The organism is Pseudonocardia ammonioxydans, assembly GCF_900115005.1.
Taxonomy (GTDB): Bacteria; Actinomycetota; Actinomycetes; order Mycobacteriales; family Pseudonocardiaceae; genus Pseudonocardia; species Pseudonocardia ammonioxydans.
This window is the reverse complement of sequence record NZ_FOUY01000002.1, coordinates 341482-367689: the sequence shown is the minus strand read 5'-3', so window position 1 is coordinate 367689 and position 26208 is coordinate 341482. Positions and strand designations below refer to the sequence as shown.

Here is a 26208-nt window from a genome sequence, read left to right as displayed (position 1 = left end):
ACGCTCCCCGATCCGGCCGGCGGCACGGCCCCAGCCACACCAACGGCTACCGCCATACCAACGGCCACGGTCACACCAACGGCTGCGGTGGACCGCAGCAGGGTCGCCGAGGCGAGCGCCGCAGCGGCCCCGGCGGATCTCGCTCGCCCGGCCGGGCCGTTCGCGACGCGTTCCGCGGAACCGGTGGAGGCGGCCGCAGGGAGCGGGCCGGGCGTGGGCCGGTGCCCCCGGGTCAGCGCCCGACCACCGTCGCGGGGAGGTCGGTGGACTCCACCGCGCTCCCGCCGACCGCGTACGGCAGCACCGCGGTGCCGAGCTCGGGCCCGACCCGGGCCCGGATGCGGGTGCCGTCGCCGGTGTGCTCCTCCGCGAGGATCTCGCCCTCGTCGTGCAGCCGCGCCACGAGCGCGCCCTCGGTGTAGGGCAGCAGCAGGTCGACGTCGTACTCCGGTCGCGGCAGCCGCTCGGCGATCCGCTCCCGCAGCTTCGCGATGCCGGCGCCGTTGTGCGCCGACACGAACACCGCGTCGGGCTGGGCGTGCCGCAGCCGGGCCAGTGCGAGGTCGCCGGCCGCGTCGGTCTTGTTGATCACGAGGAGTTCCGGCGGCATGGTGCCGCCCTGCTCCTCACCGATCTCGACCAGGACCTGGCGGACGGCGGCGATCTGGTCGTCGGGCAGCGGGTCGGCCCCGTCGACCACGTGCACGAGCAGGTCGGCCCGCGCGGCCTCCTCGAGCGTCGACCGGAACGCCTCGACCAGCTGGTGCGGCAGGTGCCGCACGAACCCGACGGTGTCGGTGAGGGTGTAGGCACGGCCGTCCGCCGTCTCGGCGCGGCGGGTGGTGGGGTCCAGCGTCGCGAACAGCGCGTCCTCGACCAGCACCCCGGCGTCGGTCAGCTGGTTGAGCAGGCTGGACTTGCCGGCGTTGGTGTAGCCGACGATCGCCACCGACGGGATCTCGTTGCGCGTGCGGCTGCCGCGCTGGGTCTCGCGGACCTGACGCATCGCGCCGATCTCGCGGCGCAGCTTCGACATGCGCGCCCGGATCCGGCGGCGGTCCAGCTCGATCTTCGTCTCACCGGGGCCACGGCCACCGATCCCGACACCGCCCGCGGCCCGGCCGCCGACCTGCCGGGAGAGCGCCTCACCCCAACCGCGCAGCCGCGGCAGCAGGTACGACAGCTGGGCCAGCTCGACCTGGGCCTTGCCGTCCCGGGAGCGGGCGTGCTGGGCGAAGATGTCGAGGATCAACGCGGTCCGGTCGATCACCTTGACCTTGAGCCGCTCCTCCAGCTGGCGGAGCTGACCGGGCGAGAGCTCGCCGTCGCAGATCACGGTGTCGGCCTCGGAGGTGCGCACCGCGAGCCCCAGCTCGTCGACCTTGCCGGAGCCGATGAACGTCGCCGGGTCCGGCGTCGAGCGGCGCTGCACCAGCCCGTCGAGCACCTCCGAGCCGGCGGTCTCGGCGAGGCGGGCCAGCTCGGCGAGCGAGGCCTCGGCCTGCTCCGCCGAGCCCTCGGTCCAGACCCCGACCAGCACCACGCGCTCCAGTTGCAGGCGCCGGTACTCGACCTCGGTGACGTCGGTGAGCTCGGTGGACAGGCCGCGGACGCGGCGGAGCGAGGAACGCTCCTCGAGTTCGAGTTCGCCGGTGGACGGCATGCGGGCTTCAGTCATCTCGTCACCGAGTGTCCCACGTTCCGGGTCCGTTGTCCGGTTCGTTTCCCCGGCTCCACCCGGCCGCGCCGACCGGCGGCCCTGCGGTGTGCCCGGCGTCAGGCCGGTGCCTCCCACCAGGCCCGATCCAGCTCCCCGGTGGCCAGGAGGACGGCGGGGCCATGCAGCACCGTGGGGCCGGTGGAGCCGCCGTCCCCCGCTTCGACGGTCACCCGCAGCCGCCCGCCCGGGGTGGCGACGTGCACGTCGCCCGCGTCGTGCCCGGCCGAGCGCAACGCCGCGACGACGGCGGCGACCGTCCCGGTCCCGCAGGCCCGGGTCTCCCCCACCCCGCGTTCGTGCACGCGCATCCGCACCGTGCCCCCGTCGGCGGGCCCCTGCAGCGGGGTCACGAACTCGACGTTCACCCCGTGCGGGAACACCCGCCGGTCGTACGACGGCGCCCGGGTCAGGTCCAGCGCATCCGGGTCGGCGGCGATCACGCAGGCCAGGTGCGGGTTGCCGACGTCGAGCGCCACCCCGTCGAACCGGGCGTCACCGCTGGTCGCGACGGACGCGGCGCCGATCGCCACCGGGCCCATGTCGACGGACACGGTGTCCCCGGAGATCGTCGCCGTGCGCACCCCGGCCCGGGTGCCGATCGCACCGCCTCCCGGGGCCCAGCCGCGGTCGTGCAGGTAGCGGGCGAACACCCGCACCCCGTTGCCGCACATCTCGGCCACCGAGCCGTCGGCGTTGCGGTAGTCCATGAACCACTCGACACCCTCGACGGGCTCCGGGACCGACTCGTCCCCGGCCAGCTTCGCCCAGCGCACGACGCGGAGCACACCGTCGGCCCCGAGGCCGCGGTGGCGGTCGCACAGCGCGGCGACCCGCTCCGGCGTGAGCTGGAGCGCGGCATCGGGATCCGGCAGCACGACGAAGTCGTTCTGCGTGCCGTGACCCTTGGTGAACTCGATGCCGCCGGTGCTCATGCGACCAGGGTACGAGCGAGCACCGACCGTGCGGTCCCGGCCAGGTCCGGGTCGGCCCCGTCCAGCCAGTGGATGCGCTTGTCCCGGCGGAACCAGGACCGCTGGCGCCGCACGAACTTGCGGGTCGCGCGGACCGTGCCGTCCCGGATCGCGTCGATGTCGGGGGCGCCGGGGTCCTCGGTCAGGGCGTCGAGCACCTGCCGGTAGCCCAGCGCCCGGGACGCCGTGCGGCCCTCGGCCAGCCCGTGCGGCAGCAGTGCCCGGGTCTCCTCGACCAGCCCAGCCTCGAGCATCCGGTCGACCCGGACCGCGACCCGGGCGTCGAGCTCGTCGACGGCCCGGTCGACGCCGAGCAGGACCGCGTCGTAGCGGGGTTCGCCGGTGGTCGGCAGCGTGGCCCGGAACGGCCGCCCGGTCAGCGCGATCACCTCCAGCGCCCGCACGATCCGCCGCCCGTTCGACGGGAGCACCTCCGCGGCGGCCGCGGGGTCGACGGAGGCCAGCCGCCGGTGCAGCGGGCCGGGCCCGAGCGCCTCCAGCTCGGCCTCCAGCTCGGCCCGCAGCGCGGGGTCGGTGCCGGGGAACTCCAGCTCGTCGAGCACGGCCTGGACGTACAGGCCGGACCCGCCCACCAGCACCGGGGTCCGGCCCGCGGCCCGCAGCCGTTCGATCACCGCGCGGGCGGCGCGCTGGTAGGCGGCGACGGAGGCGGTCTCGCGCACGCCGAGGACGTCGAGCAGGTGGTGCGGCACGCCGCGCCGCTCGTCGGCGGGCAGCTTCGCGGTGCCGATGTCGAGGCCCCGGTAGAGCTGCATCGCGTCGGCGTTGACCACCTCGCCGCCGAGGGCGAGCGCGATCTCCAGCCCGAGGTCGGACTTGCCGGTCGCGGTCGGCCCGACCACGGCGACCAGCCCCGGTTCCGGCCCGGCCGTCATGCCGGTTCCCACAGCGCCACGTGGTACGCGACGCCGTAGGGCATCGAGGTGTGCCGGTGCGCGGCCCGCCACCCGCGGCCCTCCGCGGCACCGGCCATGACCTGCCACGGGGCGCGTCCGGCGGCCCACAGGTCGGCCGCGAGGTCCGGGGCGAGGCCGGCGAAGGCGTCCGGGTCGGGGACGTCCAGCGCGGTGGCGACGGCGGCGTCGAACCCCTCGGCCCGCTCGTCGAACCCGCCCGGGGCCTTCGCGGTGTGCATGGCGGCACCGTCACCGAGCACGAGCAGACCGGCGTCCTCGGGGGCCAGGGACCGGCCGAGCGCCAGGCAGTCGGCCGGCGACGCGTCCGGCGCGACGAGCTCGCCCCGCACCGACCGCACGTCGGTGCCCGCCGCGGCCCACGCGGCGACCAGCAGCGGCAACGGCAGCTCCGGCCCCTCGTCGGCGGAGCCCGGCCCGGGCAGCGCGACCGGGACGTCGCGGCCGTACCCGGTGAAGGTGCCCCGGGTCCCGGGTGCGACGGTGCGCCGCCCACCCGGGTCCGCACCGACGGCGATCCAGACGGGCGCCACCGCGGCCAGCGCCTTCGCCGCGTCCCGGACGGCGTCGCGCAGCGTCTCGGTCTCGATCGCTGCGTCCCCGCTCAGTTCGGGGACCAGCAGCGGCGGATGGGGCAGGACGGCGATCGCGGCGAGCACGGTCTCCGAGCGTAGCCAGCGCCCCGGAACGCTGCCCGGGCGATCCGGTCGGGCGGCTCCGGCGTCCCCGCGCCGGCGCGGGGAATGACCGGTCGCGGGCACGTTCGCCGCCCGCCGGCGGCCGCTCGCGGCCCGTACGGCCACCCCCGCGGGACCCGCAGGTTTCCCCGGAGGCGGTTCACCTGCTTGAATCGCGTCTCCGACCCCTCGCCGCGGCGAGGAGGCTCGGCGCGCGCACGGCCCCGCAGGACGTCCGGGCGGGGCGCCCGCCACTGATCCGGCGGGCCGAACGAGGAGGACACACCGGTGCCCGAGACCAACGCCACCCCGGGGCCACGCCCCGGCCCGCCGACCCCCGCCTCGATCCCGAAGCCGGGGCCGCCTCCCGGGGCCGCGCCCCGTCCCGGTCCGCCCGCCGGCCGGCCCGGCCCGGCACCGGCGGCCGCCGCACCGGCCCCGCCCGCCGCGCACCCGTCCCCGGTCCCGGCCGCATCGGCCGACCCGGGCCGCTGGGGCCGCGCCGACGGCGACGGCACCATCCACCTGATCACCCCGGACGGCGACCGGGTCGTCGGCTCGTACCAGGCCGGCCCGCCGGCCGAGGGGCTGGAGCACTACGCGAAGCGCTTCGACGCGCTGGTCACCGAGACCGAGGTGCTCGCCGCCCGGATCGCCGGGGGCGGGGACCCGAAGGCGTCGCTGACCGCGCTGCGGACACTGCGCGACGGCCTCGACGAGGCCGCCGTCGTGGGGGACGTCGCGGGCCTGCACGTCCGGCTCGACGAGCTCGTCGGTCGCGCGGAGCAGGGCGTCACCGCGGCCCGCGAGGAGCGCGACCGGGCCCGCACCGACGCCGTCGCACGCAAGGAGGCACTCGCCGTCGAGGCCGAGAAGCTGGCCGAGGACTCCACCCAGTGGAAGCAGGCCGGGGACCGGTTCAAGGCGATCCTCGACGAGTGGCGCACGATCAAGGGCGTCGACCGCAAGACCGACGAGCAGCTGTGGAAGCGCTACTCGAAGGCGCGCGAGGCGTTCAACCGGCGGCGCGGCTCGCACTTCGCCGACCTCGACCGGCAGCGGGTCGCGGCGAAGGGCCGCAAGGAGGAGCTGGCGGCGCAGGCCGAGGAGCTGGCCGGCTCCGAGGAGTGGTCGTCGACCGCGGCCGCCTACCGGGACCTGATGGCCGAGTGGAAGGCCGCCGGGCGCGCCCACCGCGAGGCCGACGACGCCCTGTGGGCCCGGTTCCGCGGTGCCCAGGACCGGTTCTTCGCCCGTCGCAACGAGCACTTCGCCGCCCGCGACGCCGAGTTCACCGCGAACGCCGACGCCAAGAAGCAGCTGCTCGCCGAGGCCGAGAAGATCGACCTCTCGGATCCGGACACCGCGCGCGCCGCCCTGCGGAACGTGCAGGAGCGCTGGGAGGAGATCGGCAAGGTCCCGCGCGACGAGATCCGGACCCTCGAGGGCAGGCTGCGCGGGATCGAGGAGAAGGTCGCCGACGCAGCCGACGCCCAGTGGCGCCGTACCGACCCGGAGGCCCAGGCCCGCGTCGAACAGTTCCGGGCGCGCGTCGAGCAGTTCGAGACGCAGGCCGAGAAGGCCGAGGCGTCCGGGGACCGCCGCCGTGCCGAGCAGGCCCGGGCGCAGGCGACGCAGTGGCGCGAGTGGCTGGAGGCCGCCGAGCAGTCGGTCAACGAGCGGTGAGCCGGCGGGGCGCCCTGCCAGCAGCCACTCCTAGTCGCGCTGCAGGGCCGTCCCGGCCCACACGAACGTCAGCACCACCATGGTCGCCAGCGCCAGCACCAGCCCGAACCCGGGGCCGTTGCCCCCGGTCTGCTGGGACCAGACCGCCCACATGCCGGTGACCGAGGAGATGCCGGAGCCGAACGCGGCCAGCCAGGCCAGCACCCACAGCCGGGTCAGCAGCGCCGCCGTCGGGACGACGATGCCGAACGTGCTGAGCGTGATCGCGAACAGCGACGGCATCGGCCCGGCCGCCCCGGTGGCCAGGACCTCCCAGCCCGGGCTGCCCGCCACCCACGGCAGCAGCAGCCCGACGACGGCGGCCAGCACCCCGACCGCGATCACCATGGCGCGGCGGCCACCGGGGTCGATCCGGCGCAGCGCGGCCCGGCCGGCGCTGTCGATCTCGGCCCGGGTCTCCGGCGAGACGTCTCCACTCATCGGGCACCTCCGGACGTGACGGGGACCGCGCACGGCGAGACCGGCTCGGGCTGCGCGGCCGGCTGCCCGAACGCGGGCAGGCCGAGGGTGGTGGGCGCCCCGCTGGGACGCTCGCCCGCCTCCGCCATGTCCCCGGCCCGGGTACGACGGTGGGTCAGGACCCCGCCGTCGGCGATCAGGTGGTGCGGGGCGCCCCGGTCCACGACGACCGTCACCAGGTCGCCCGGGCGGATCCCGCTCGTCTCCCCGGGGGCGAAGTGCACCAGCCGGCCGTCCCGCGCCCGGCCGGTGAGCCGCCGGGTGGCGTCGTCCTTGCGGCCCTCGCCGGTGGAGACCAGCAGCTCGACCTCCCGGCCCTCCTGCGCGCGGTTCTCCGCCCAGGAGATCTCCTCCTGCAGCGCGACGAGACGCTCATAGCGTTCCTGGACGACGTGCTTGGGCAGCTGCCCGTCCATCTCGGCGGCCGGGGTGCCCGGGCGCGACGAGTACTGGAAGGTGAACGCCTGGGCGAACCGGGCCTGCCGCACCACCTCCAGCGTCGCCTGGAAGTCCTGCTCGGTCTCCCCCGGGAACCCGACGATGATGTCGGTCGAGATCGCCGCGTGCGGGATCGAGGCACGCACGTCGGCGAGGATCCGCAGGAAGCGCTCGGAGCGGTAGGAGCGACGCATCCGGCGCAGGACGTCGTCGGAGCCGGACTGCAGCGGCATGTGCAGCTGCGGGCAGACGTTCGGCGTCTCGGCCATCGCGGCGATCACGTCGGAGGTGAAGTCGCGCGGGTGCGGGGAGGTGAAGCGGACGCGCTCCAGGCCCGGCACGTCGCCGCAGGCCCGCAGCAGCTTCGAGAAGGCGGACCGGTCACCTGCGCCCTCGCTGAAGTCCGAGCCGTAGGCGTTGACGTTCTGCCCGAGCAGGGTCACCTCGGACACGCCGTCCGCGGCCAGGGCCTCGACCTCGGCGAGCACGTCGCCGGGGCGCCGGTCGCGCTCCTTGCCGCGCAGCGACGGGACGATGCAGAACGTGCAGGTGTTGTTGCACCCCACCGAGATCGACACCCAGCCCGCGTAGGCGGACTCGCGGCGCGCCGGCAGCGTCGAGGGGAACACCTCGAGCGCCTCGGCGATCTCGACCTGCGCATTCTCGTTGTGCCGGGCACGTTCGAGCAGGGTCGGCAGGGCGTGCACGTTGTGCGTTCCGAACACGACGTCGACCCACGGGGCCTTCCGGGTGATCGTGTCGCGGTCCTTCTGGGCGAGGCATCCGCCGACGGCGATCTGCATGTCCGGGTTCGCCTGCTTGCGCGGCCGGAGATGACCGAGGTTGCCGTAGAGCTTGTTGTCCGCGTTCTCGCGCACCGCACAGGTGTTGAACACGACGACGTCGGCGGTGTCCGGGTCCTCGGCACGGGCGTAGCCGGCCTCCTCCAGCAGACCCGCCATCCGCTCCGTGTCGTGCACGTTCATCTGGCACCCGTAGGTGCGCACGGTGTAGCTGCGGCTCACACCCCGAGGGTAGGCGTCACCGGCTCCGACCTGCCGTGCGGGGCGGTGTGCCCGGCGCCCGCCCCCCGTGCTCCCGGGGGCACCCTCGGGGCGCCGGGCGCCACCGGGGTGCCCCTCGGGACATCGGGCACCCGGCCGGGGAGGATGGCCGGATGGGGACCGTGCCCGGGTCGGCGCTCTCGCGGCGCGCCGTGCTGCGCGCCGGTCTCGCGGCCGGCGTCGTGCTGGGGGCCGCGGGCTGCACCGGCGCGGCCCCGCCACCCCGGCTGGTGATCGCCGGTGGGGTGCAGCCCGGCGTCTACATCTCCCTGGCCCGCGCCCTCGCCGGGATCTGGGAGGAGTGGTTGAGGCTGCCGGATCCGCCCGAGGTCCTGACCACCGCCGGGAGCACCCAGAACATGCAGCTGCTGCTCACCGGCGCGGCGACCGTGACGATCAGCCAGGTCGACGTGGCCGCCGACCTCGCCGCCGGTGTCACCGGGGATGCGGAGCCGATGGCGCTGGCCCGGTTGTACGACGACATCACCCACATCGTGGTCCGCCGGGACTCACGGTTCCGCACGCTCGACGACCTGCGCGGGGCGCGGGTCTCGATCGGCCCCGCGGGGAGCGGGTACCAGCCGATCGCCCTGCGGCTGCTCCAGGTCGCCGGGCTCGGCGCCGAGGGTCTGGGCCAACGGGCCGAGCTCGGGCTCCCGGAGGCGATCGAGGCGCTGCGCACCGACGCGATCGACGCGTTCTTCTGGTCCGGTGGTGTGCCGACCGGCGGGATCCGCGACCTGGCCGCGGAGCTCCCGATCCGGCTGCTGGACCTCGGCGCGGTCCTGGACCGGATGCGCGAGCGCTTCCCCGTCTACTCCGTCGGCACCGTCCCGGCGAACACCTACGGCCTGCCCGGCCCGGTGTCGTGCCTGTCGGTGCGCAACGTGCTGCTGGTGTCTGCCGGGTTGGACGGGGCCACCGCACGCGCCCTGATCGACGCCGCCTTCGCCGAGCAGCCCCGGCTGGCCCAGGCCAGCCCGGCCGCGGTGACGATCGACTCGCGCTCGGCGATCGGGACGCAGCCGGTTCCGCTGCACCCGGGTGCGGTCGAGTTCTACCGGTCGACGAAGGGCTACTGACCACCACACTCCGTGCCCATGACGGCACGCCCGGCGCCTCCCGCCCGCCGACCGCCCGACGCGCGCCCGGTCCGCGCCGGCCGGTGCTCCGGCGCGCCACGCCCCGAGGGGCACCCTCGTAGCGCTCAGCGCCCCCAGGGTGCCCCCCGGAGCACGGGAGCGGGGCCCGGCCGGCGCTCATCGAGCCCGGCGCCCCGCACCTCCGCGCCCCCAGGGGCACCCCCGTAGCGCTCGACGCCCCCAGGGTGCCCCTCGGGGAGCGGGGCCCGGCCGGCGCCCATCGAGTCCGGCCCCCACACCTCCGCGCCCCAAGGGCACCCCCGTAGCGCTCGGGGCCCCCAAGGTGCCCCTCGGGGCATCGGGCCCGGCACCGGGCCCGAGCGGGGCCTCGACGTTGCCCAGCGCCTGACGCCGCGCGCGCCGCGCCCCGCGCCGCCGCGCCGCGAGGGGCACCCCCGTAGCGCTCAGGGCCCCGAGGGTGCCCCTGGGGGCGCGTGGGACGGGGACGGAGACGAGGGCGGGGACGAGGGCGGGGATGGGGCGGCGGGCGCGGGTGGGGCCGGCTCGAGCCAGAGTGTGACGCGCAGTCCGCCCCCGGGCGCGGGGTCCAGCGCCAGCCTCCCGCCCGCGGCCGCGGCGGTGCGCGAGGCGATCGCCAGACCCAGTCCGCTGCCCTCCACGTTGGACTGCCCCGGTGCCCGCCAGAACCGGTCGGTGGCCCGGGCGCGTTCCTCGACGGTCATCCCGGGGCCCCCGTCGACGACGCTGACGCCGACCCGGTCGGCGACCCGCAGCGTCGCGATCCGGACCCGCCCGCCCTCGGGCGTGTACTTCAGCGCGTTGTCCAGCACCGCGTCGAGCACGGTCTCCAGCCCGGCCGGGTCGATCCGGGCGCGCAGCCCGCGGGGCCCGCTGCGCCGCAGCTCGACCCCGATGTGCTCGGCCAGCGGCCGCCAGTTCTCGAGCCGGTCCTCGACGACGTCGTCGAGCCCGGTGACGGTCTCGCCGGACGCGGTGTCGGCGGCGCGCTCGGCACGGGCGAGCGCGAGCAGGCCGTCGAGCACCCGGGACAGCCGCTCGGACTCCTCCAGCGCCGCGGCGTGCTCCTCGGCCGCGGCCGGATCCACGTGCCCGTCCAGGTTGGACAGGCGCAGCCGGAGCGCGGTGAGCGGGTTGCGCAGCTGGTGCGAGGCGTCGGCGACGAAGGCCCGCTGCGCGTCGAGCGCCCCGCGCACGGTCTCGGTCATCCGGTCGAACGAGCCCGCGAGCAGGCGCAGCTCCGGCGGGCCGGTCCGGCGCATCGGCGGGCCGGGCGGCCCCCCGGCCACCACCGCGGTCCCGACCCGCCCCATCGCCGCGTCGAGCCGGCGCACCGGACGCAGGATCCACACCGTCAGCGGCAGCGCGACCAGGGCCCCGGCGAGCAGTGCCAGCAGCGCCACGCCGGCGATCACCGACCAGGCACGCAGCTCCGCGGACCGCAGCGCGTCGGTGGGTGAGACGGTCATCGTCGCGCCGACCACCTCGCCGTCGACCAGCACGGGTTCGGCGAGCACGATCGGCCGGTCGTCCCACGGCATGAGCAGCGGGTGGGTCTCCGACCGGCGCCCGGCCAGCGCGACGCGCAACCGGTCGGCCGGTTCGCCCTCGAGACCGGGCAGGCGTTCCGGCGGCCGGGACGCGACCAGCAGCCCGCCGGTGCGGTCGAACACGGCCACGGCGACGTCGTACACCTCGTCGTAGCGCGCGATCTCCGCGACGAACGCGGTCGACGCGGAGTGCCCGTCCGGCGACTCGATCAGCAGGCGCTGCGCCCCGGACGCGAACGAGATCGTGTCGGTCAGCCGGTCGGTGAAGACCTCCTCCTGGCTGCGCTGGGCGTGCGTGAGCGCCAGCGGCACCCCGAGCCCGGCGGCGAGCAGGCCGACGAGCACCAGGAAGACCAGCAGCAACCGGCTCCGCATTCCGTCGTTCCCCCGCCGGCCGCGTCAGTCCTCGGTGGCGGCGAACCGGTAGCCGACGCCGCGGACGGTCCGGATCAGCTCGGGCCGGCCGAGTTTGGTGCGCAACGTCGCCACGTGCACGTCGAGCGTCCGGTTCGCCCCGGCCCAGCCGCGGCCCCACACCTCGGCGACGATCTGCGCGCGGGTGCAGACCGCACCGTCGGCCCGGGCGAGCAGCGCGAGGACCTGGAACTCCTTGCGGGTGAGGACGACCTCGGTGTCCGCCACGGTCACCGCGTGCCGGTCGGGGTCGACGCGGACGTCCCCCACCGTGACCGGGCCGCTCCCGGCCGGCGCCGCGACCCCGTCCGTGCCGACCTTGCGGCGGCGCTGCACGGCGTGCACCCGGGCGACCAGCTCGCCGATGTCGTAGGGCTTGACCAGGTAGTCGTCGGCCCCGGTGTGCAGGCCCTCGATCCGGTCGGTGATCTCGCCCCGGGCGGTCACCATGAGCACCGGGACCTCGCTGACCGCGCGGATCTCCCGGCAGACGTCGAGACCGTCGGTGTCGGGCAGGCCCAGGTCCAGGAGCACGACGTCGACCCCGTCGAGGTGGTCGGTCACGCCGCGCCCGTGGTCGAGCCGGGTCGTGGTCATGCCGTGCCGGTGCAGCGCCGGCCGCAGCGCCGCCGCCACCCTGTCATCGTCCTCGATCAGCAGGATGTGCACACCGACCGTCCCTTCCGTTACGTGGCCGAGACCCTAAGGCTTCCTCAAGGTGGTGGACTCACCCCTCGGATCCGTCCAGGCTCTCGCCATGTCCGGAGGCAGCATGACCAGCGCATCGGCATCCACCCCCATGGTCCGGATGGCCGGGGTGCAGAAGCACTTCGGCGATCTCCACGTGCTCCGCGACATCGACCTGGAGGTCGCCCGCGGCGAGGTCGTCGTCGTGCTCGGCCCCTCCGGCTCCGGCAAGTCCACACTGTGCCGGACGATCAACCGGCTGGAGCCGATCGACACCGGCACGATCGAGGTCGACGGCTGCGCGCTGGCGGCGGAGGGCAAGGCGCTGGCCGCGTTGCGCGCCGACGTCGGCATGGTGTTCCAGTCGTTCAACCTGTTCGCGCACAAGACGATCCTCGAGAACGTCACGCTCGCCCCGATCAAGGTGCGCGGGCTGTCGAAGGCCGATGCGGAGAAGTCCGCGCTGGGGCTGCTCGAGCGCGTGGGCATCGCGAACCAGCGGGACAAGTATCCGGCCCAGCTCTCCGGCGGCCAGCAGCAGCGGGCCGCGATCGCGCGCTCGCTGGCGATGACGCCGAAGGTGATGCTCTTCGACGAGCCCACCTCCGCGCTGGACCCGGAGATGGTCAACGAGGTGCTGGACACGATGACCTCGCTGGCGAAGGAGGGCATGACGATGCTGGTCGTGACCCACGAGATGGGTTTCGCCCGCAAGGCCGCGCACCGCGTGGTGTTCATGAGCGACGGCGAGATCGTCGAGGACTCCACACCGGACGACTTCTTCACCCGCCCGCGCAGCGACCGCGCGAAGGACTTCCTGGGGAAGATCCTCTCGCACTGAGCAACTGAGCTGCACCCGACCGGCGCCACCCCTTTCCCTCACGAGTGGAGATCGACGCATGAAGAGAACCCGGATGCTGGTGGCGGCCGTGCTGGCCGGCGCCCTCGCGCTGGCCGGCTGCGGCCAGCAGGGCTCCCCCGGAGCGCAGGGCTCCGGCTACGAGCCGGCCGTCGCCGAGAACGTCACGGTCGAGGGCTCCCCGACCTTCGACAAGATCCAGCAGCGCGGCCGCCTGATCGTGGGCGTGAAGGACGACCAGCCGGGCATGGGCTTCCGCGACGCCACCACCGGCCAGTTCTCCGGCTTCGACATCGACATCGCGAAGATGATCGCCGGTGGCCTCGGGTTCTCCCCGGACCAGATCGACTACAAGGTCGTGCCGTCCGCCGCCCGGGAGGACGCCATCGAGCGCGGCGAGGTCGACTACTACGTCGGCACCTACACCATCAACGACAAGCGCAAGGAGCGCGTCGGGTTCGCCGGCCCGTACTACATCGCCGGTCAGGGCCTGCTGGTGCGGGCCGACGACAACGAGATCACCGGCCCGCAGACGCTGCAGGGCAAGACGGTCTGCTCGGCCACCGGGTCCACCCCGATCCAGCGGGTCCGGGAGCAGAACCTGACCGACCAGATCGTCGAGTTCCAGACCTACACCCAGTGCGTGGACCAGCTGATCAACGGCCAGGTCGACGCCGTCACCACCGACGACGCGATCCTGCTCGGCTACGCCTCGCAGAACCCGGAGCAGCTGAAGGTCACCGGCGAGACGTTCTCCGAGGAGCCCTACGGCGTCGGTGTCCCGCGGGACGACGCCGCCTTCCGCAACAAGATCAACGATCTGCTGCAGGCCGCGGCCGACGACGGCACCTGGAAGACGATCTACGACGGCACGCTGGGCAAGTCCGGTACCCCGGCCGACCCGCCGCAGGTCGAGCGCTACTGACCACCCCACGGTGTGGCCCGCGGTGAGCCCGTCACCGCGGGCCACACCGTGCCCGAGCGCGGAAGGAGAGCGTCGCGGTGAACGTCCTGCTGGACAACCTCGACCTGTACCTCAGGGGTTTCGGCGGCACCCTCGCCCTGTTCGTGGTCTCCGCGATCGGGTCGCTGATCCTCGGCACCATCATCGCCGGCATGCGGGTCAGCCCGGTCCCGGTGCTGCGTGGCGTCGGGACGCTGTACGTGACGGTCCTGCGGAACACCCCGCTCACGCTGGTGCTGTTCTTCTTCGCCTTCGCCTACCCGCGTCTCGAACTGGTGGAGCTGTCGTTCTACACCCTGGCCTGCATCGGCCTGACCCTCTACACCGCGGCGTTCGTCTGCGAGGTCGTCCGCTCGGGGATCAACACCGTCCCGGTCGGGCAGGCCGAGGCCTCCCGGGCGCTGGGCTTCAGCTTCACCCAGACCCTGGGCCAGGTCGTGCTGCCCCAGGCGGTCCGGGCCGTGGTCCCACCGTTGACGAACGTGCAGATCGCCCTGTTGAAGAACACCACGATCGCGGCCGGTTTCGCCGTGGTCGAGGCGGGCGGCATCTACGCCAACCTCTCCGAGCGCGGCTACAACGTGTTCGTGGGCCTGCTGTGGGTCGCGCTGTTCTTCATCATCCTCGTGGTCCCGCTGACGATCCTGCAGCGGCGGCTCGACCAGCGCTGGAGCGCGGCCCGATGAGCCGCGGAGGCGACACGCACCGACCCGACGTACGTCTGCCCGCGGAGGCGTCATGAGTTCCGTCCTCTACGACATCCCCGGCCCCGCGGCCCGGGCCCGCAACCGCACCGTCGGCGCCATCGGCGTCGCGGCGATCGTCGCGGTGCTGGTCTTCGTGGTCTACCGCTTCTACGACGCCGGGCAGTTCTCCCCGCGGCTGTGGGAGTGGATCACCTACATCAACATCCAGTACCTGCTGCTGAACGCGCTGTGGGCGACGGTCAGCGCGTTCCTGGTCGCCGCGGTGCTGTCGCTGGTGTTCGGTGCCGTGTTCGCCGCGGGCAGGCTCTCCGACCACCGCTGGATCAGCGTTCCCGCGACGGCGGTGGTCGAGCTCTTCCGCGCCGTCCCGCTGCTGATCCTGATCTTCATCCTGTTCTACGGCCTCGACCGCGGGCTGGGCATCACGATCGATGCCTTCTGGGCCGTCGTGCTCGGCCTGATGCTCTACAACGGCTCGGTGCTCGCCGAGGTCTTCCGGGCCGGGGTGAACGCGGTGCCGCGTGGCCAGAGCGAGGCCGCGTACGCGCTGGGCCTGCGCAAGGGCCAGGTGATGACCAGCGTGCTGCTCCCGCAGGCGGTCCGCTCGATGCTGCCGACGATCCTGTCGCAGCTGGTGGTGGTCCTCAAGGACACCGCGCTCGGGTTCATCATCCTCTACCCGGAGCTGCTCTACCAGGCGCGCTTCCTGGGCAGCCAGAACCAGCTCGGGGCGCCGATCCTGCCGGTCGCGCTGGTCGTCGCGGTCATCTACATCGGGCTCTGCCTGATCCTGACCGGGATCTCGCGGCTGGTGGAGAAGCGGCTCGCGCACGGCCCGCGCAAGGCCAAGCCCGCCGACCCCGACCTGGTCGCCCCGCAGGCCGGCCACGGCGGCGTCTGACCCTCCCCGTAGGGACGGTCAGAGGTGGCGCAGGAACGCGTCCGGGTCTGCGAGGAAACCCCGGGTGAGGACGACGGGGGCGGCGTCGTCGTAGGCGGTCCGCCGCACGGCGCCGTCGTCGCCGATCTCCAGGATGGTCGCGCCGGGCAGCGCCAGCAGGATCGGCGAGTGGGTGGCGACGACGAACTGGCAGCCCTGCGCGGTCAGGTCGGCCATCCGGCCCAGCACCGCCATCGCGCCGGTCGGCGAGAGCGCGGCCTCGGGTTCGTCGAGCAGGTAGAGCCCGCGCGGGCCGAAGCGGTGGTTGAGCAGCGCGAGGAACGACTCGCCGTGCGACCGCTCGTGCGGTGACCCGCCGAAGGCCGCGGGCAACCCGTGGCCGATGTTCTCCACCTCGGTGGCGACGTTGTAGTACGACTCGGCCCGCAGGAAGAAGCTGATGCGCTCCCGTCCGGGCCGGCGCGCGACCCGCAGGTGGGTGCCGAGGTCGGACTCGCTGGAGCGGGTGGCGAACCGGAACGAGCGCGAGCCGCCCTCCGGGTTGAGCCCGAGCGCGACGGCGAGCGCCTCCACCAGGGTCGACTTGCCGGAGCCGTTCTCCCCCACCAGGAACGTCACGCCCGGGCGCAGGACCAGGCCGCCGTGCTCGCGCAACCACCGCACCACCGGCAGGTCGAACGGGTAGCCGGCGTCCGGTGCGTCCGGCGCCAGGCTCGTGCGGGCGAGGAAGTGCCCGGCGGCGGAACTGCTCGGCATCGCCCAGCACGGTAGCCGGGTCGTGACCGCGTCCGGACACACGATGTCGATCTCTCGCCGGACGGATGGCTCGTGCGTGGAACGGATACTCTCGGACGGAGCGGCTCCGTACCGGGCCGCGCAGACGACCAGCGTCCTCGTCCGCCGAGGACGCCGTCCGGAGGAGGGCGACATGGACACCGTGCCGGTCGGCTCGTCGGACTCCATGCCCGCCGTGCTGGCACAGATCGCCGAGCGGATCACCGACCGCGGCCCGCGCCGGCCCGGTCCCCGCAGCGAGCAGCTCCTGGAACAGCTCACCGTCGCCGCGGTCGCCAGTGTGCCCGGCGCCACCTACGCCGGGCTGACCATGCGTGACGGCGACGGACTGCAGTCGCGGGCACCGAGCGACCCCCTGATCGCCGATCTCGACCGGTTGCAGGCCGAGTGGGCGGAGGGCCCCTGTGTGACGACGCTCACGCCCGGAACCTCCAGCCGGCTCCGGGTCCCCGACTTCGCCCTACCGTCCGAGCAACGCTGGCCGCGGTTCGGCCCGGCGGCCGTCGAGCGGGGCGTCCGCAGCCTGCTGTCGTTCGCCATGGCGCCGTACGAGGCCCCATCCGGGGCGCTGAACCTCTACAGCACCGTGCCCGACGCGTTCGACGAGACCGCCCAGGCCATCGCCGGGGCGTTCGCCACCCAGGCCGCGGTGCTGGTCTACGGCGCGACCGCCGTCGCCGACCTGGAACAGGCGCTCACCACCCGGGACGTGATCGGCCAGGCCAAGGGCATCGTGATGGAACGCTTCGGTCTCGACGACCACCAGGCGTTCAACCTGCTCGTGCGCTACTCCCAGCACACCAACACGAAGCTGCACGACGTCGCGCGGGAGGTCACGGCCGGACCGGTGCGCCGGTCCCGGTCACAGCGCTGACGGCGGTCAGCCGCGGAGGGTCTGCCCGGGGGTGACGCCGTAGGCGGTCCGGTAGTCCAGGGCGAAGCGGCCGTGATGGGTGAACTGCCAGGCGTCGGCGATCGCGGCGACGGTGTCCCCGCGCGACGGGTCCGCGGAGACGAGGTCGCGGTGGGCGTTCGCCATCCGGACCTGGCGCAGGTAGCGGATCGGGCTGACCCCGCAGTAGCGGCGGAACGCGTGCTGGAGACCGCGCTTCCCCACCCCGGCCGCGGCACCGATGTCGTCGATGCCGATGTCACGGCCGGCATTCTGCTCGATGAAGGCCATCGCCCGCCGCACGACGAGCGGCGCCCGGCCCCGGCCGTCCTCGCCGCCGCCGCGCAGCATCGCCACGGGGTCCGCACCGCGCTCGCAGGCGGCGACCATCCGCCGGGCAAGCTCGTCCGGGGAGCTGTCCTGCCGCCAGCCCAGCATCGCCAGCAGCTGCCCGGCCTGGCTCGCGGTCAGCCCGAACACCACCATCAGCATGCCGGTGGCCTGCTGCTGGGTCGCTGAGGCCCGGGCGGGTGCCGCGTGGGCGGTGGCGTCGCGCAGCTCCTCGTGGCGGTGCCACAGACCCTCGACCCGCTCCCCCAGGGCGGCGGCGCGGCTGCGCGCCTGCCGGGCCCGGGCCCGCGTGACCGCCCGGTCCTCGGCGGCCCCGGCCGCCTGGTCCGCAGGACGCGCGTCGTGGGGCACCTCGTCGTCGAGCAGGGCGGCCACCGATTCGAGGAACGCCGCCACGTCGGCGGGTGCATCGATGTCGGCCACGGCGCCAGCATAGGCAGGCTGCGGTCCCGGCGCACCGGGTCCGTCACCGTCGGGCCCCGGATGCGCGGGTGTCCGGCGTCGGTCGCTGCGGCTCACGGGGCGAGGTCGTCGAGCTGGTCCATGATGATGATGGCCCCGCTGCGGTCCCGGTCGCGGTAGCGCAGCGGGTCCACCGTGATCGCGATCCGGACGGTGCGGCCGCGGCGGTTGATCGCCTCCACGGTCAGGGCGACCCGCTCGGCGGGAGCAGGGGAGTCGGTCTGGTCGTCGGTCCGGGACAGGGCCCGGTCCTCCCCGTCGGTGCCGGAACGGCCGTCGGTGAGGGCGTTGCGCACGATCGGCCGGATCCGGTCGGTCGGCAGCCCGATGTCGAGGTTGAGCAGGTGCCGGCCGACCGCCTCGTCGGACCGCAGCCCCCACAGGTCGGCGGCCCGGTGGTTCCACGCCTGCACCATCAGCTCCGAGTCGACCACCACCACGCCGGAGCGCAGGCTCTCCAGCACGGCCTGGAGGAAGTCGTTGGTGTCGTCGAGCTCGGAGGTGCGGTCCCGCAGCTCGTCGTTGATCGACTGGAGCTCGTCGTTGGTCGACTGCAGCTCCTCGTTCATCGTCTCGAGCTCCTCGTTGGTCGACTGCAGCTCCTCGTTGGTGGTCTCGAGCTCCTCGACCGTCGACTGCAGCTCCTCGTTGGTGGTCTCCAGTTCCTCGACCGTCGACTGCAGCTGCTCGTAGGCGGACTCCACCTGGCGGTGGGCGTGCTCGAGCTCGGAGGCGAGCTGGCGGTACCGGCTGACGTCGGTGAAGAACACCGCGACCGAGGCGACGCCGCGCGGGCCGGCCGGGAGCGGCACGAGCTGGATGTCGAAGTGCAGCGTCTCGTTGTTGTGGGTCCACTCGACCTCGTGCAGCGCCACGGAGCCGCGCTGCTGCTGGACCTGGTCCACCGCGGAGGCCAGTTCGGGCAGACCGGCGAACAGCTCGAGCTCGCCGACGTGCCGGCCGACGTCGCGGGCGGACACCCCGAGCTGGGTCTCCGCGCGGCGGTTGGCCAGGCCCAGGACCCCGTCCGGCACGACGGCGAGCGCTGCCACCGGGCTGGACATCAGCGCCTCGTCCTCGATCCGCGGGGTGGCCGCGGCACTGGTGGAGTACACCGGCTCGATCACCGTGGGCGCTGCGCCCACCGTGTCGGCCTTGCGGAAGAACCGCCGCTTGAGATCCGTCGGGACGAACAGCCGGGCATGGCTGAGCAGCATCTCGGCCTTGCCCAGGAACAGGGCGCCGCCGGGCTTGAGCGCGAAGTGGAACCGGGCGAGCACCTGGGCCTGGGTCTGGGCGTTCAGATACATCAGCGTGTTGCGGCAGACGAGCAGGTCGAGCCGGCTGATCGGGGCGTCCTGCACGAGGTCGTTGCGGCCGAAGATGACCGAGCGGCGCAGGTCCGGGCGGAACACGAACCGCTGGCCGTTGCGGTCGAAGTAGCGTTCCCGCCACTCGGCCGGGACGGGTTCGAGTTCCTTGTCGGTGTAGGCGGCCTGACGGGCCGTGGCCAGCGCGTCCTCGTCGACGTCGGTCCCGTAGATCTTGACGCGCTCGCGGAACTGCTCGGGCCCGAGCGCCTCGGCCAGCAGGATCGCGAGCCCGTAGGCCTCCTCCCCGCTGGCGCACCCGGCCGACCACACCCGTACCGGCTCGCCCGGGCGCAGGGCCGACAGCAACCTCGGCAGCACTTCGTGCTGCAGGTGCACCCACGAGTCGTGGTCCCGGAAGAACCCGGTGACGTTGATCAGGACCGTGTTGAACAGCCGGGTGAACTCCTCCTGGTCCACCTGCAGCCGGTCGAGGTACTCGTCGATCCCGGTGAAGGAGAGCTGCTGCATGCGGCGCGCGATCCGCCGGCGCAGGCTCGACCGCTTGTAGCCGGTGAAGTCGAACCCGCGCGTCTCCTTCAGGAACTCCAGGAGCTGCTCGAACTCCGGATCCGGCCCCTCGTCGACGAGCTCGCTCATGCAGGTCCCTTCCCGTGCGGGTCGTCGTACGTGCCGGGGGTACCGGCCAGCAGCCGGCGCAGCACCCCGGCCGATCGGACCGCCTCGTCTGCGGCATCCCGGGCGCGGGCCACCACCCGGTCCGCGCCCTGCTTGGCCGCCGTCGCCGCGATCCGCCGCTGCAGGGCGGCCTTGTCCTCCAGCGCGCGCAGGGCCATGTAGAGCGCGGTCTCCACCGAGTGGTCCTGCTCCGAACCGAGGGCGTGCTGGGACCAGGCGTGCCCGACCCGGCACCGGTACCGCACGGCCCCGCCGTCGTGCAGCTCGAACAGCGGTCCGGCGCAGTCCGGACAGGCGAGCCCGGCCGCCGTGCCGGGCGGGTCGATGTCGGTCATCTCCGGCGCCTCCATTCGTGCCACCGCGACCTCCCACAGCAGGCGCGACGAGCCGCGCCCGGTGGCGGTACCCGGCAGGTCGCGGCCGAGCACCCGCGACAGGGCGGCGCCGAGCAGGCCGGCGGGTTCGACCAGGGCGCCCGGCACCTGGTCGAGCGCGGCGCGCGGCATGCTCGGGTAGAGCGCCTGCTCGGGGTCCTGGACCAGTCCCGTTCCTCCGTGCCGCACCACCTCGAGCATCCCGGAGGCTCCGTCGTCGAGGGCCCCGCTGAGCACGATGCCGACCGCACCCGCGCCGACGTGCAGCGCCAGCGACCGCAGGAGCGGGTCGACCGCGGGCCGGTGGCCGTTCTCCTTCGGGCCGCGGCTGAGTACCGCCGTGCCCTCCTTGTCGACCAGGAGGTGGTGATCGGGCGGGGCCACGTAGATGCGGCCCGGCTGTAGCGTCTCGCCGTCCCGGGCGTGGGCGGCGGGCAGCGGTCCCCGGCGGGCCAGCAGCTGCGGCAGCACGGTCGAGGCGTCCGCAGGCTGGTGCACCGTCACCAGCACCGGGGCGGGCAGCCCGGGGTCCAGCGACCCCACCAGCTCCAGCAGCGCCTCGACGCCGCCCGCGGAGGCGCCGATCCCGACCGCCCGGCGCAGCGTGGGCGCGCCGACGCCGGGTCCCCCGGACGCCCCGTCCGGGTCACGTCGCGCGTCCTCGACCACACCGCACCTCGACCACTTCCCGGCCGGATCGCGCTCGATCCGGCCACGACACTCATCGCCGCGCGCCCGCGGCGTACCCGGTCCCGGCCGCGCAGCGTGACGGCCGCGCCTGCTCCCCGGTACCGCGAAACGCATTCTTCTACACCACCGGTCGGGTGGTCACGAGCGTCCCTGCCCCAGCGGGACGACGTGGTCGACGGTCCCGGCGCTGCGCCGGACGGACCCCCGCACACCGTCGCCCGGCACGCTGCTCCGGCGTCGTCGTGCGGGGATCGCGGCGTCCCCGCCACGGTGGCCGTTCCCGGCGGCGGCCCCGCCCGGCGCTGCCGCCCCGACACGTGCGCACCGCGCTCCCCGGGGGTCTGCACCGGTCCCGCGCCGGTGGCCGCTCGATGACGTTCCGTGGACAACGCCGAACCCCGGCGGCTATTCTCGACAGGGTCGTGCGGCCGAGCGGAGTCGTTCCCCACGCACCCCTGCGAGGCAGGTTCCAACCAGCGGACCCGGGCCCCTTCCCCCAGCTGCGCCCCGGCGCGGCCCGTCCGTACCGGACTGACCATGAACAGTTCTCCGACACCCGTCGCCGGCGAGCCGGCGGCGCCCGTGTCCCCTGTGCCCCCTGTGTCCTCTGTGTCTCCTGCGTCCCTCCCGGAACGTGCCGCGACCGGATCCATGGCGGTCACCCTGACGCAGGACGCGTCGGGCGTGGCCGTCGTCGACGTGGCCGGCGAGATCGACCTGAGCACCTGCGCCGAGTTCGGCGCGACCCTGCACCGCGCCGTCGACGCCAGCCCGTGCCACGTCGCCGTCGTCGACCTGGACCTCGTCGAGTTCCTCGCCGCCTGCGGGCTGGCGGTGCTGATCGAGACACACCGGCACGCCGGCCGGCTCGGTGGACGGCTGCAGCTCGTCGTGCACGCCGCCGCGCCGGCCGTGCGCAGCCTGCGCTTTCTCCCGCCGGGCGGCCCGGACGTGGAGGTCACCCCCGCGGGCCCGCGGGTCGTGCACGAGGCCCGTCCCGCGCCACCGGGCGGGCCCGGGCATGTCCCGGAACGGCCCCCGCCGTGACCCCACCCGCGCACCCGGCGGTGCCCCGGCCGGAAACTCCCTCGACGACCGGCTCCGTCCCGGCCGTGCGGCGCGCCTCGCGCGCCGGTATCCCTGACACCGGTTGTCGTCCTCCGCACAGTCGCGGCGCGCATCGGACACCTGTTCCCGGGTAGCCGGCTTCCGCACACCCCTGACCGAGCGGAGGTGCGGTTCGTGTTCGCCTCACTCCTCACCGCGGGACTGGAGCGCTTCGCCGAGGTGTCGATGGCGGTGCTCGACCAGAGCCGGCCCGCCGAGAACCGGTCCGGCAGCGGTCGGCTCGAGGACGATGCCCGGTCCGCCGTGGCCGGCCACACCCCCGCCGGCCCCGGCGACGGCGCTCCGGTGCTGCTCATCGGCGGGCTGGGCACCACCGCCCCGTTCCTGCGCCCGCTCACCCGGTGGCTCGGGCAGCGTGGCTACGCGGTCACCCCGGTCACGGTCGGGGCCGGCCTGGACTGCGCCGAGCAGACCGTCGACGAGCTGGCGGGCGTGCTGGAGGACGTGGCCGACCGCTCCCGCCGCCGGGTCCGGCTGGTCGGGCACAGCCGGGGAGGCCAGTTCGCCCGGGTGCTGGCCCGGCGGCGTCCGGACCTCACCGGGGCGCTGGTCACGGTCGGTACCCCGTTCGACCTGTACGCGCTGCGCTGGCCGACGTTCCTCACCGCCGCCGCCATCACGCTGGCGGGGACGCTCGGGATCGGCGGGCTGGCCCGCGTCACCTGCCTGGCCGGTGGCTGCTGCCGTCGTTTCCGCGCCGACCTGCGGGCCCCCGTCCCGGACGGGGTGCCGTTCACCAGCGTCTACAGCCGCGAGGACCGGGTGGTGCCGTACGAGGCGTGCCGCGCCTGCGCCACGCACGACTCCGCGGCACACCGGACCCGGGTACGCAACGTCGAGGTGCCGGGCAGCCACGTCGGGCTGCTGGTCGGTCCGCACGCCCGCTCGGCCGTCGTCGACGGCCTGATCGCGGCGCACGACGACGGGCCGGGCGGGCGCCCCGGGGCGGACGTGACGGCACTCCCGGCCCCGGCGTGACCCGTGGCGCGCGCCGTGCGGGGCGCGCGCCAGGGAGGGACGCCCGTTCACGGGGTCGGCGGCCACGCGCACCGGCGGGTGTGGACCCGGATCGGTCCCACCGACCGCCCACCGGCGACCCGGCAGGCCGCCAGGCAGAACTGGGTCCACATGTGCAGCTGGATCTCCTTGCCGATCCCGAGCCGGTCGAACACCACCGCGGCGGGTCCGTCGCCGGGACGGGACCAGGCCTCGACGCCGAACTCCAGCCCGCCGTCGACGTCGCGGGCCCGGAACTCGATCTGCCCGGCCTCGATGTGGCCGGCGAGCGTCGCGAACCGGAACGACGTCGCGTCCCGGGCGACCACCCGGACCGGACCGCTCCAGGGGGCCGGCATCCGCACGACGTACTCGTCACCGGCCTGCAGCTCGCCGAGCCGCCCGCGGAGCTTGCGGAACGAGGCCACCTCGGACGGCGCGGCCCGGTCCGGGTCGGCGCAGAGCCGGTCCACCAGACCGGCCGCGTCGACCCGTGCGCCCCGGATCAGCACGCGGAACGTGCGGTGCAGCAGCGGTCCCGAGCCCTCCTCGGCCGTCGTGAGATGGGCGTCGAGGGAGCCGTCCGGCAGCGCGGGCGGGCGATCCGTCGCGTCACCGGCCGCCTCGCTGCGCTCGATCCGGCCCGCGCAGCGGACGTATCGGGCCGTGCTCAGCGCCAGACCGGCGGGGTAGCGGGCGATCGCGGCGGCCCGCCGGAGCGGGCCGGGCTGCGGGGTCGGCTCCGGGCGGTGCGGCGTCCGGCCCGGGGTCCGGTCCGGGGCCGCCGCGGCGTGCCGCTCGACGGCCGCGGCCAGCGCGTCCGGGTCCCGCACCGTCACGGTGACCGCCGGGTGCCGGAGCACCCCCAGCGGTTCGAGCCCCGGCACCGGCCGGTGGAAGCGGATGCAGACCCCGCGCTCGGTGCTGGTACCGAACGTGAGACCGCGGTCGGCGAGCGACAGGCGGGGGCCGAGCACCTTCGACGCGGCGAACGGCCCGGTGACCCGGGCGCCCGCCAGGTTGCGGACCGGGGTCGCGAGCGACCAGTGGCCGAACCGGACCAGCAGCCGGTCGGCGTCCAGGACCACCTCGGCTTCGGACGGGTCGCGCACTCCGAACGGGCGGAGCACGGACCGGAACCGCGGGTCGAGCGCGAAGCCGTAACGGTCCGGGTGCGTGTCCGAGTCGTGCACCCGCCGGGCGTACCCGCTGCCGTGGCGGGCACGCCTGCGGCCGGTCAGAGGTTCTCGATCTCCACCGGCTCGATGGCCTCGTCCGCGGGCAGCGCGAACCCGAAGACCCGCGCGTAGAAGGCCAGCTCCGCGTCGAGCGCGCGGCGGATGTTCTCGGCCTTGCGGAACCCGTGCTGCTCCCCGCGGAACAGCAGGTAGGCCACCGGGACACCCCGCGCGCGCAACGCGTCGACGATCATCTCGGACTGGTTGGGCGGCACGATCGCGTCCTCGTCGCCCTGCAGCACGATCAACGGGGTCGAGAAGCGGTCGACGTGGGTCAGCGGCGAGCGCTCGCGGTAGACGTCACCGGCCTCCGGGTAGGGCCCGACCAGGCCGTCCAGGTAGCGGGACTCGAACTTGTGCGTGTCCGCGGCGAGCGCTGCCAGGTCGGCGACGCCGAAGTGGTCCGCTCCCGCCGAGAACGGGGTGTCCGCGCGGGCCAGCGCGGCGAGCGTGGTGAACCCGCCCGCCGAGCCGCCGCGGATCGCCATCCGCGCCGGGTCGACCCGGCCGGTCTCGGCGAGGGTGCGCGCCGCGGCCAGGCAGTCGGCCACGTCGACCACCCCCCACGCGCCCTTGAGCTGCTCGCGGTACTCGCGGCCGTACCCGGTGGATCCGGCGTAGTCGACGTCGACGACGCCGAACCCGCGGCTGGTCCAGTACTGGACCCCGACCGACAGCACCGGCGCGGCGGCCCCGGTCGGTCCGCCGTGGATCACCACGAGCAGCGGCGGCAGCTCGTCGGCGGGCGCGTCGTGCGCGCCGAGGGGCGGGTAGTACAGCGCGTAGCCGGTGCGCGGGCTGCCCTCGGCATCGCCGGAGAGGAACTGGATCGGCTCCGGCACCGAGATCGTCTCCGGGTGCAGCCCGAGGTCGCGGGGCGCGCGCAGGGTCTGCACGCCGGCCGCGCCGGGCTCCCCCGCACTCGCCGGCGCGGGGACGACCCGGTGCACGCCGGGCTCGGCGGTCGGGCTCCCGGCCACGCAGACGACGGCGTGCGGCCCGTCCGCACGCACCGAGCCGACCACCGAGAACGGCGTGTCCAGCTCGGTGATCGTGCCGTCCAGCTCGCGGACGGCCAGCGCGTCGAAGCCGTGCGAGGACCGCGCGAACACCACCCGGCCGTCGTCGAGGAGTGCGTAGCGGGATCCGCCGAGCGCCCAGCCGGGCACCCCGATCTCGGCGTCGATCCGCACGAGCGGCTCGATGTCCTCACCGGGCATCCAGCGGTAGAGGTTCCACCAGCCGGTCCGGTCGGACAGGAACGTCAGGGACCCGTCGGGCTGCCACTGCGGCTCGGTGACCGACTCCCCCGGCCCGCCGGCGACGACGGTGTCCACACCGGTCACCAGGTCGCGGACGGTGAGCTCGACGTCGTCCCAGGGCATCGAGGGGTGGTCCCAGGACAGCCAGGCGAGCGCGGCGCCGTCCGGCGAGATCCGGGGCGCGGCGACGAAGTCCGGGCCGGTGACCAGCACCTGCGGCGTGGAGGGCACCCGGGCGTCCAGCCGGACGACCTCGTTCACGACCTCGGTGGCCGGTGCCTGCTCGGACGGGTGGTGCTCCCGGACCGCGACGAGCCAGGACCCGTCCGGGGCGACGTGGCCGTCGGCGTAGCGGTCCCCGCGCGCGACCGCGGGCTCCGGGGTCAGCGCCACCGGGTCGTCGCCGGCGCGGTGGTCCAGGCGGTACACGCGCTGGTCGGACCACTCCACGTACCAGACGACGCCGGGGCTGCCCGGGTGCAGCCACCACGCGCCCCCGCCGTACTCGTGCACGGCGGTGCGGGCGTTCGCGCCGGCGGGCAGCAGGTCGCTCCGGGAGCCGTCGGTGCTGCGGTCGGGCCGGCGGACCAGCTGGGTCCGCCCACCCTCGGTCGCGCGGCCCTCGGCCCAGATCACCGCGGCGCCCTCGGTGCCGGGCTCCCCGTCCGGCCGGACGTCGCCCAGCCGTACCGCCGCCGTCACCACCAGTTCGGACGTGACCGGCGTGGGCCACGACCCGTACCCCGAGATCGTCACCCCGCCCACGCTAGTGCCTCGCCGGGGGACGTCGACATCGGA

General features: G+C 74.7%; 23 protein-coding genes. 9 read left to right on the top strand and 14 right to left on the bottom strand.

From position 1 onward, the window contains the following. Positions 1 to 232: 232 nt before the first annotated feature. From hflX to BM093_RS04210, 4 genes are all read right to left on the bottom strand, one after another. Positions 233 to 1678: a GTPase HflX gene (hflX, locus tag BM093_RS04225; protein WP_093337356.1), complete on the bottom strand. Its 1446-nt coding sequence runs from the start codon at positions 1676 to 1678 to the stop codon at positions 233 to 235. A gap of 98 nt (positions 1679 to 1776) precedes the next feature. After that, complete coding sequence (dapF, locus tag BM093_RS04220; protein ID WP_093337354.1) at positions 1777 to 2652, bottom strand: diaminopimelate epimerase; 876 nt, start codon at positions 2650 to 2652, stop codon at positions 1777 to 1779. Beyond that, positions 2649 to 3587 carry a tRNA (adenosine(37)-N6)-dimethylallyltransferase MiaA gene (miaA, locus tag BM093_RS04215; protein WP_093337562.1) on the bottom strand — a complete coding sequence of 313 codons (939 nt, stop codon included), beginning with the start codon at positions 3585 to 3587 and terminating at the stop codon, positions 2649 to 2651. Before miaA ends, dapF begins: the two co-directional genes overlap by 4 nt. Further along, a complete protein-coding gene (locus BM093_RS04210) occupies positions 3584 to 4285 on the bottom strand; it encodes a class III extradiol ring-cleavage dioxygenase family protein (protein ID WP_093337350.1) in 702 nt (233 codons plus the stop codon). Before BM093_RS04210 ends, miaA begins: the two co-directional genes overlap by 4 nt. A gap of 363 nt (positions 4286 to 4648) precedes the next feature. Here BM093_RS04210 and BM093_RS04205 point away from each other — a divergent pair, with 363 nt between their 5' ends. Next, entirely contained in the window at positions 4649 to 5989 is a 1341-nt protein-coding gene (locus BM093_RS04205) for a DUF349 domain-containing protein (protein ID WP_218162655.1), read from the top strand. A gap of 30 nt (positions 5990 to 6019) precedes the next feature. Here the strand turns inward: BM093_RS04205 and BM093_RS04200 are convergent, their stop codons facing one another. Together BM093_RS04200 and miaB are read right to left on the bottom strand one after the other, a co-directional pair. Beyond that, on the bottom strand, positions 6020 to 6469 hold the full coding sequence (locus BM093_RS04200; protein ID WP_093337345.1) for an Rv2732c family membrane protein: 450 nt from the start codon (positions 6467 to 6469) through the stop codon (positions 6020 to 6022). Then, positions 6466 to 7971 (bottom strand): tRNA (N6-isopentenyl adenosine(37)-C2)-methylthiotransferase MiaB, encoded by a 1506-nt coding sequence (gene miaB / locus BM093_RS04195; protein WP_093337342.1) that lies wholly within the window; start codon positions 7969 to 7971, stop codon positions 6466 to 6468. The genes BM093_RS04200 and miaB overlap by 4 nt, the downstream gene beginning before the upstream one ends. Positions 7972 to 8123: 152 nt before the next feature. Here miaB and BM093_RS04190 point away from each other — a divergent pair, with 152 nt between their 5' ends. Then, a complete protein-coding gene (locus tag BM093_RS04190) occupies positions 8124 to 9092 on the top strand; it encodes a TAXI family TRAP transporter solute-binding subunit (RefSeq protein ID WP_093337339.1) in 969 nt (322 codons plus the stop codon). A gap of 464 nt (positions 9093 to 9556) precedes the next feature. Here BM093_RS04190 and BM093_RS04185 read toward each other — a convergent pair whose 3' ends face one another. Both BM093_RS04185 and BM093_RS04180 read right to left on the bottom strand, forming a co-directional pair. After that, positions 9557 to 11056 carry a sensor histidine kinase gene (locus BM093_RS04185; protein ID WP_093337336.1) on the bottom strand — a complete coding sequence of 500 codons (1500 nt, stop codon included), beginning with the start codon at positions 11054 to 11056 and terminating at the stop codon, positions 9557 to 9559. Positions 11057 to 11080: 24 nt separating this feature from the next. Continuing rightward, positions 11081 to 11764, bottom strand: coding sequence for a response regulator transcription factor (locus BM093_RS04180; RefSeq protein WP_093337333.1), 684 nt, complete (start codon positions 11762 to 11764; stop codon positions 11081 to 11083). A gap of 130 nt (positions 11765 to 11894) precedes the next feature. Here BM093_RS04180 and BM093_RS04175 point away from each other — a divergent pair, with 130 nt between their 5' ends. The 4 genes from BM093_RS04175 (at position 11895) to BM093_RS04160 (ending at position 15213) form a co-directional block, all read left to right on the top strand. Next, a complete protein-coding gene (locus BM093_RS04175; RefSeq protein WP_177238256.1) occupies positions 11895 to 12623 on the top strand; it encodes an amino acid ABC transporter ATP-binding protein in 729 nt (242 codons plus the stop codon). Positions 12624 to 12681: 58 nt separating this feature from the next. Then, the gene (locus tag BM093_RS04170; RefSeq protein WP_093337327.1) at positions 12682 to 13566 is read left to right on the top strand and encodes a glutamate ABC transporter substrate-binding protein; all 885 of its coding nucleotides are present in this window, start codon (positions 12682 to 12684) and stop codon (positions 13564 to 13566) included. 77 nt (positions 13567 to 13643) lie between these two features. Continuing rightward, positions 13644 to 14291: an amino acid ABC transporter permease gene (locus BM093_RS04165; protein WP_093337324.1), complete on the top strand. Its 648-nt coding sequence runs from the start codon at positions 13644 to 13646 to the stop codon at positions 14289 to 14291. Positions 14292 to 14343: 52 nt separating this feature from the next. After that, positions 14344 to 15213 carry an amino acid ABC transporter permease gene (locus tag BM093_RS04160; RefSeq protein ID WP_093337321.1) on the top strand — a complete coding sequence of 290 codons (870 nt, stop codon included), beginning with the start codon at positions 14344 to 14346 and terminating at the stop codon, positions 15211 to 15213. Between the two features lie 18 nt (positions 15214 to 15231). Here the strand turns inward: BM093_RS04160 and BM093_RS04155 are convergent, their stop codons facing one another. After that, positions 15232 to 15969, bottom strand: a complete 738-nt coding sequence (locus BM093_RS04155; RefSeq protein ID WP_093337318.1) for an AAA family ATPase — start codon at positions 15967 to 15969, stop codon at positions 15232 to 15234. 172 nt (positions 15970 to 16141) lie between these two features. On the opposite strand from BM093_RS04155, the gene BM093_RS04150 reads away from it, so the two are divergent. Next, positions 16142 to 16882, top strand: coding sequence for a GAF and ANTAR domain-containing protein (locus tag BM093_RS04150; protein ID WP_093337315.1), 741 nt, complete (start codon positions 16142 to 16144; stop codon positions 16880 to 16882). A gap of 6 nt (positions 16883 to 16888) precedes the next feature. Here BM093_RS04150 and BM093_RS36515 read toward each other — a convergent pair whose 3' ends face one another. The 3 genes from BM093_RS36515 to BM093_RS04135 all read right to left on the bottom strand — a co-directional run bounded on the left by BM093_RS36515 (position 16889) and on the right by BM093_RS04135 (position 20765). Beyond that, positions 16889 to 17674 (bottom strand): helix-turn-helix transcriptional regulator, encoded by a 786-nt coding sequence (locus tag BM093_RS36515; RefSeq protein WP_218162649.1) that lies wholly within the window; start codon positions 17672 to 17674, stop codon positions 16889 to 16891. A 92-nt stretch (positions 17675 to 17766) separates the two neighbouring features. Further along, positions 17767 to 19683: a CheR family methyltransferase gene (locus tag BM093_RS04140; RefSeq protein ID WP_093337312.1), complete on the bottom strand. Its 1917-nt coding sequence runs from the start codon at positions 19681 to 19683 to the stop codon at positions 17767 to 17769. Beyond that, entirely contained in the window at positions 19680 to 20765 is a 1086-nt protein-coding gene (locus tag BM093_RS04135) for a chemotaxis protein CheB (protein WP_177238248.1), read from the bottom strand. Before BM093_RS04135 ends, BM093_RS04140 begins: the two co-directional genes overlap by 4 nt. 672 nt (positions 20766 to 21437) lie before the next feature. Here BM093_RS04135 and BM093_RS04130 point away from each other — a divergent pair. Both BM093_RS04130 and BM093_RS04125 read left to right on the top strand, forming a co-directional pair. Then, the gene (locus BM093_RS04130) at positions 21438 to 21833 is read left to right on the top strand and encodes an STAS domain-containing protein (RefSeq protein WP_177238247.1); all 396 of its coding nucleotides are present in this window, start codon (positions 21438 to 21440) and stop codon (positions 21831 to 21833) included. Between the two features lie 195 nt (positions 21834 to 22028). Then, a complete protein-coding gene (locus BM093_RS04125; protein ID WP_143105249.1) occupies positions 22029 to 22892 on the top strand; it encodes an alpha/beta hydrolase in 864 nt (287 codons plus the stop codon). 47 nt (positions 22893 to 22939) lie between these two features. Here BM093_RS04125 and BM093_RS04120 read toward each other — a convergent pair whose 3' ends face one another. Continuing rightward, positions 22940 to 24103 (bottom strand): DUF1990 family protein, encoded by a 1164-nt coding sequence (locus BM093_RS04120; protein WP_245773286.1) that lies wholly within the window; start codon positions 24101 to 24103, stop codon positions 22940 to 22942. A 44-nt stretch (positions 24104 to 24147) separates the two neighbouring features. Beyond that, on the bottom strand, positions 24148 to 26166 hold the full coding sequence (locus BM093_RS04110) for a dipeptidyl-peptidase 5 (protein WP_245773285.1): 2019 nt from the start codon (positions 26164 to 26166) through the stop codon (positions 24148 to 24150). Positions 26167 to 26208 lie beyond the last annotated feature (42 nt).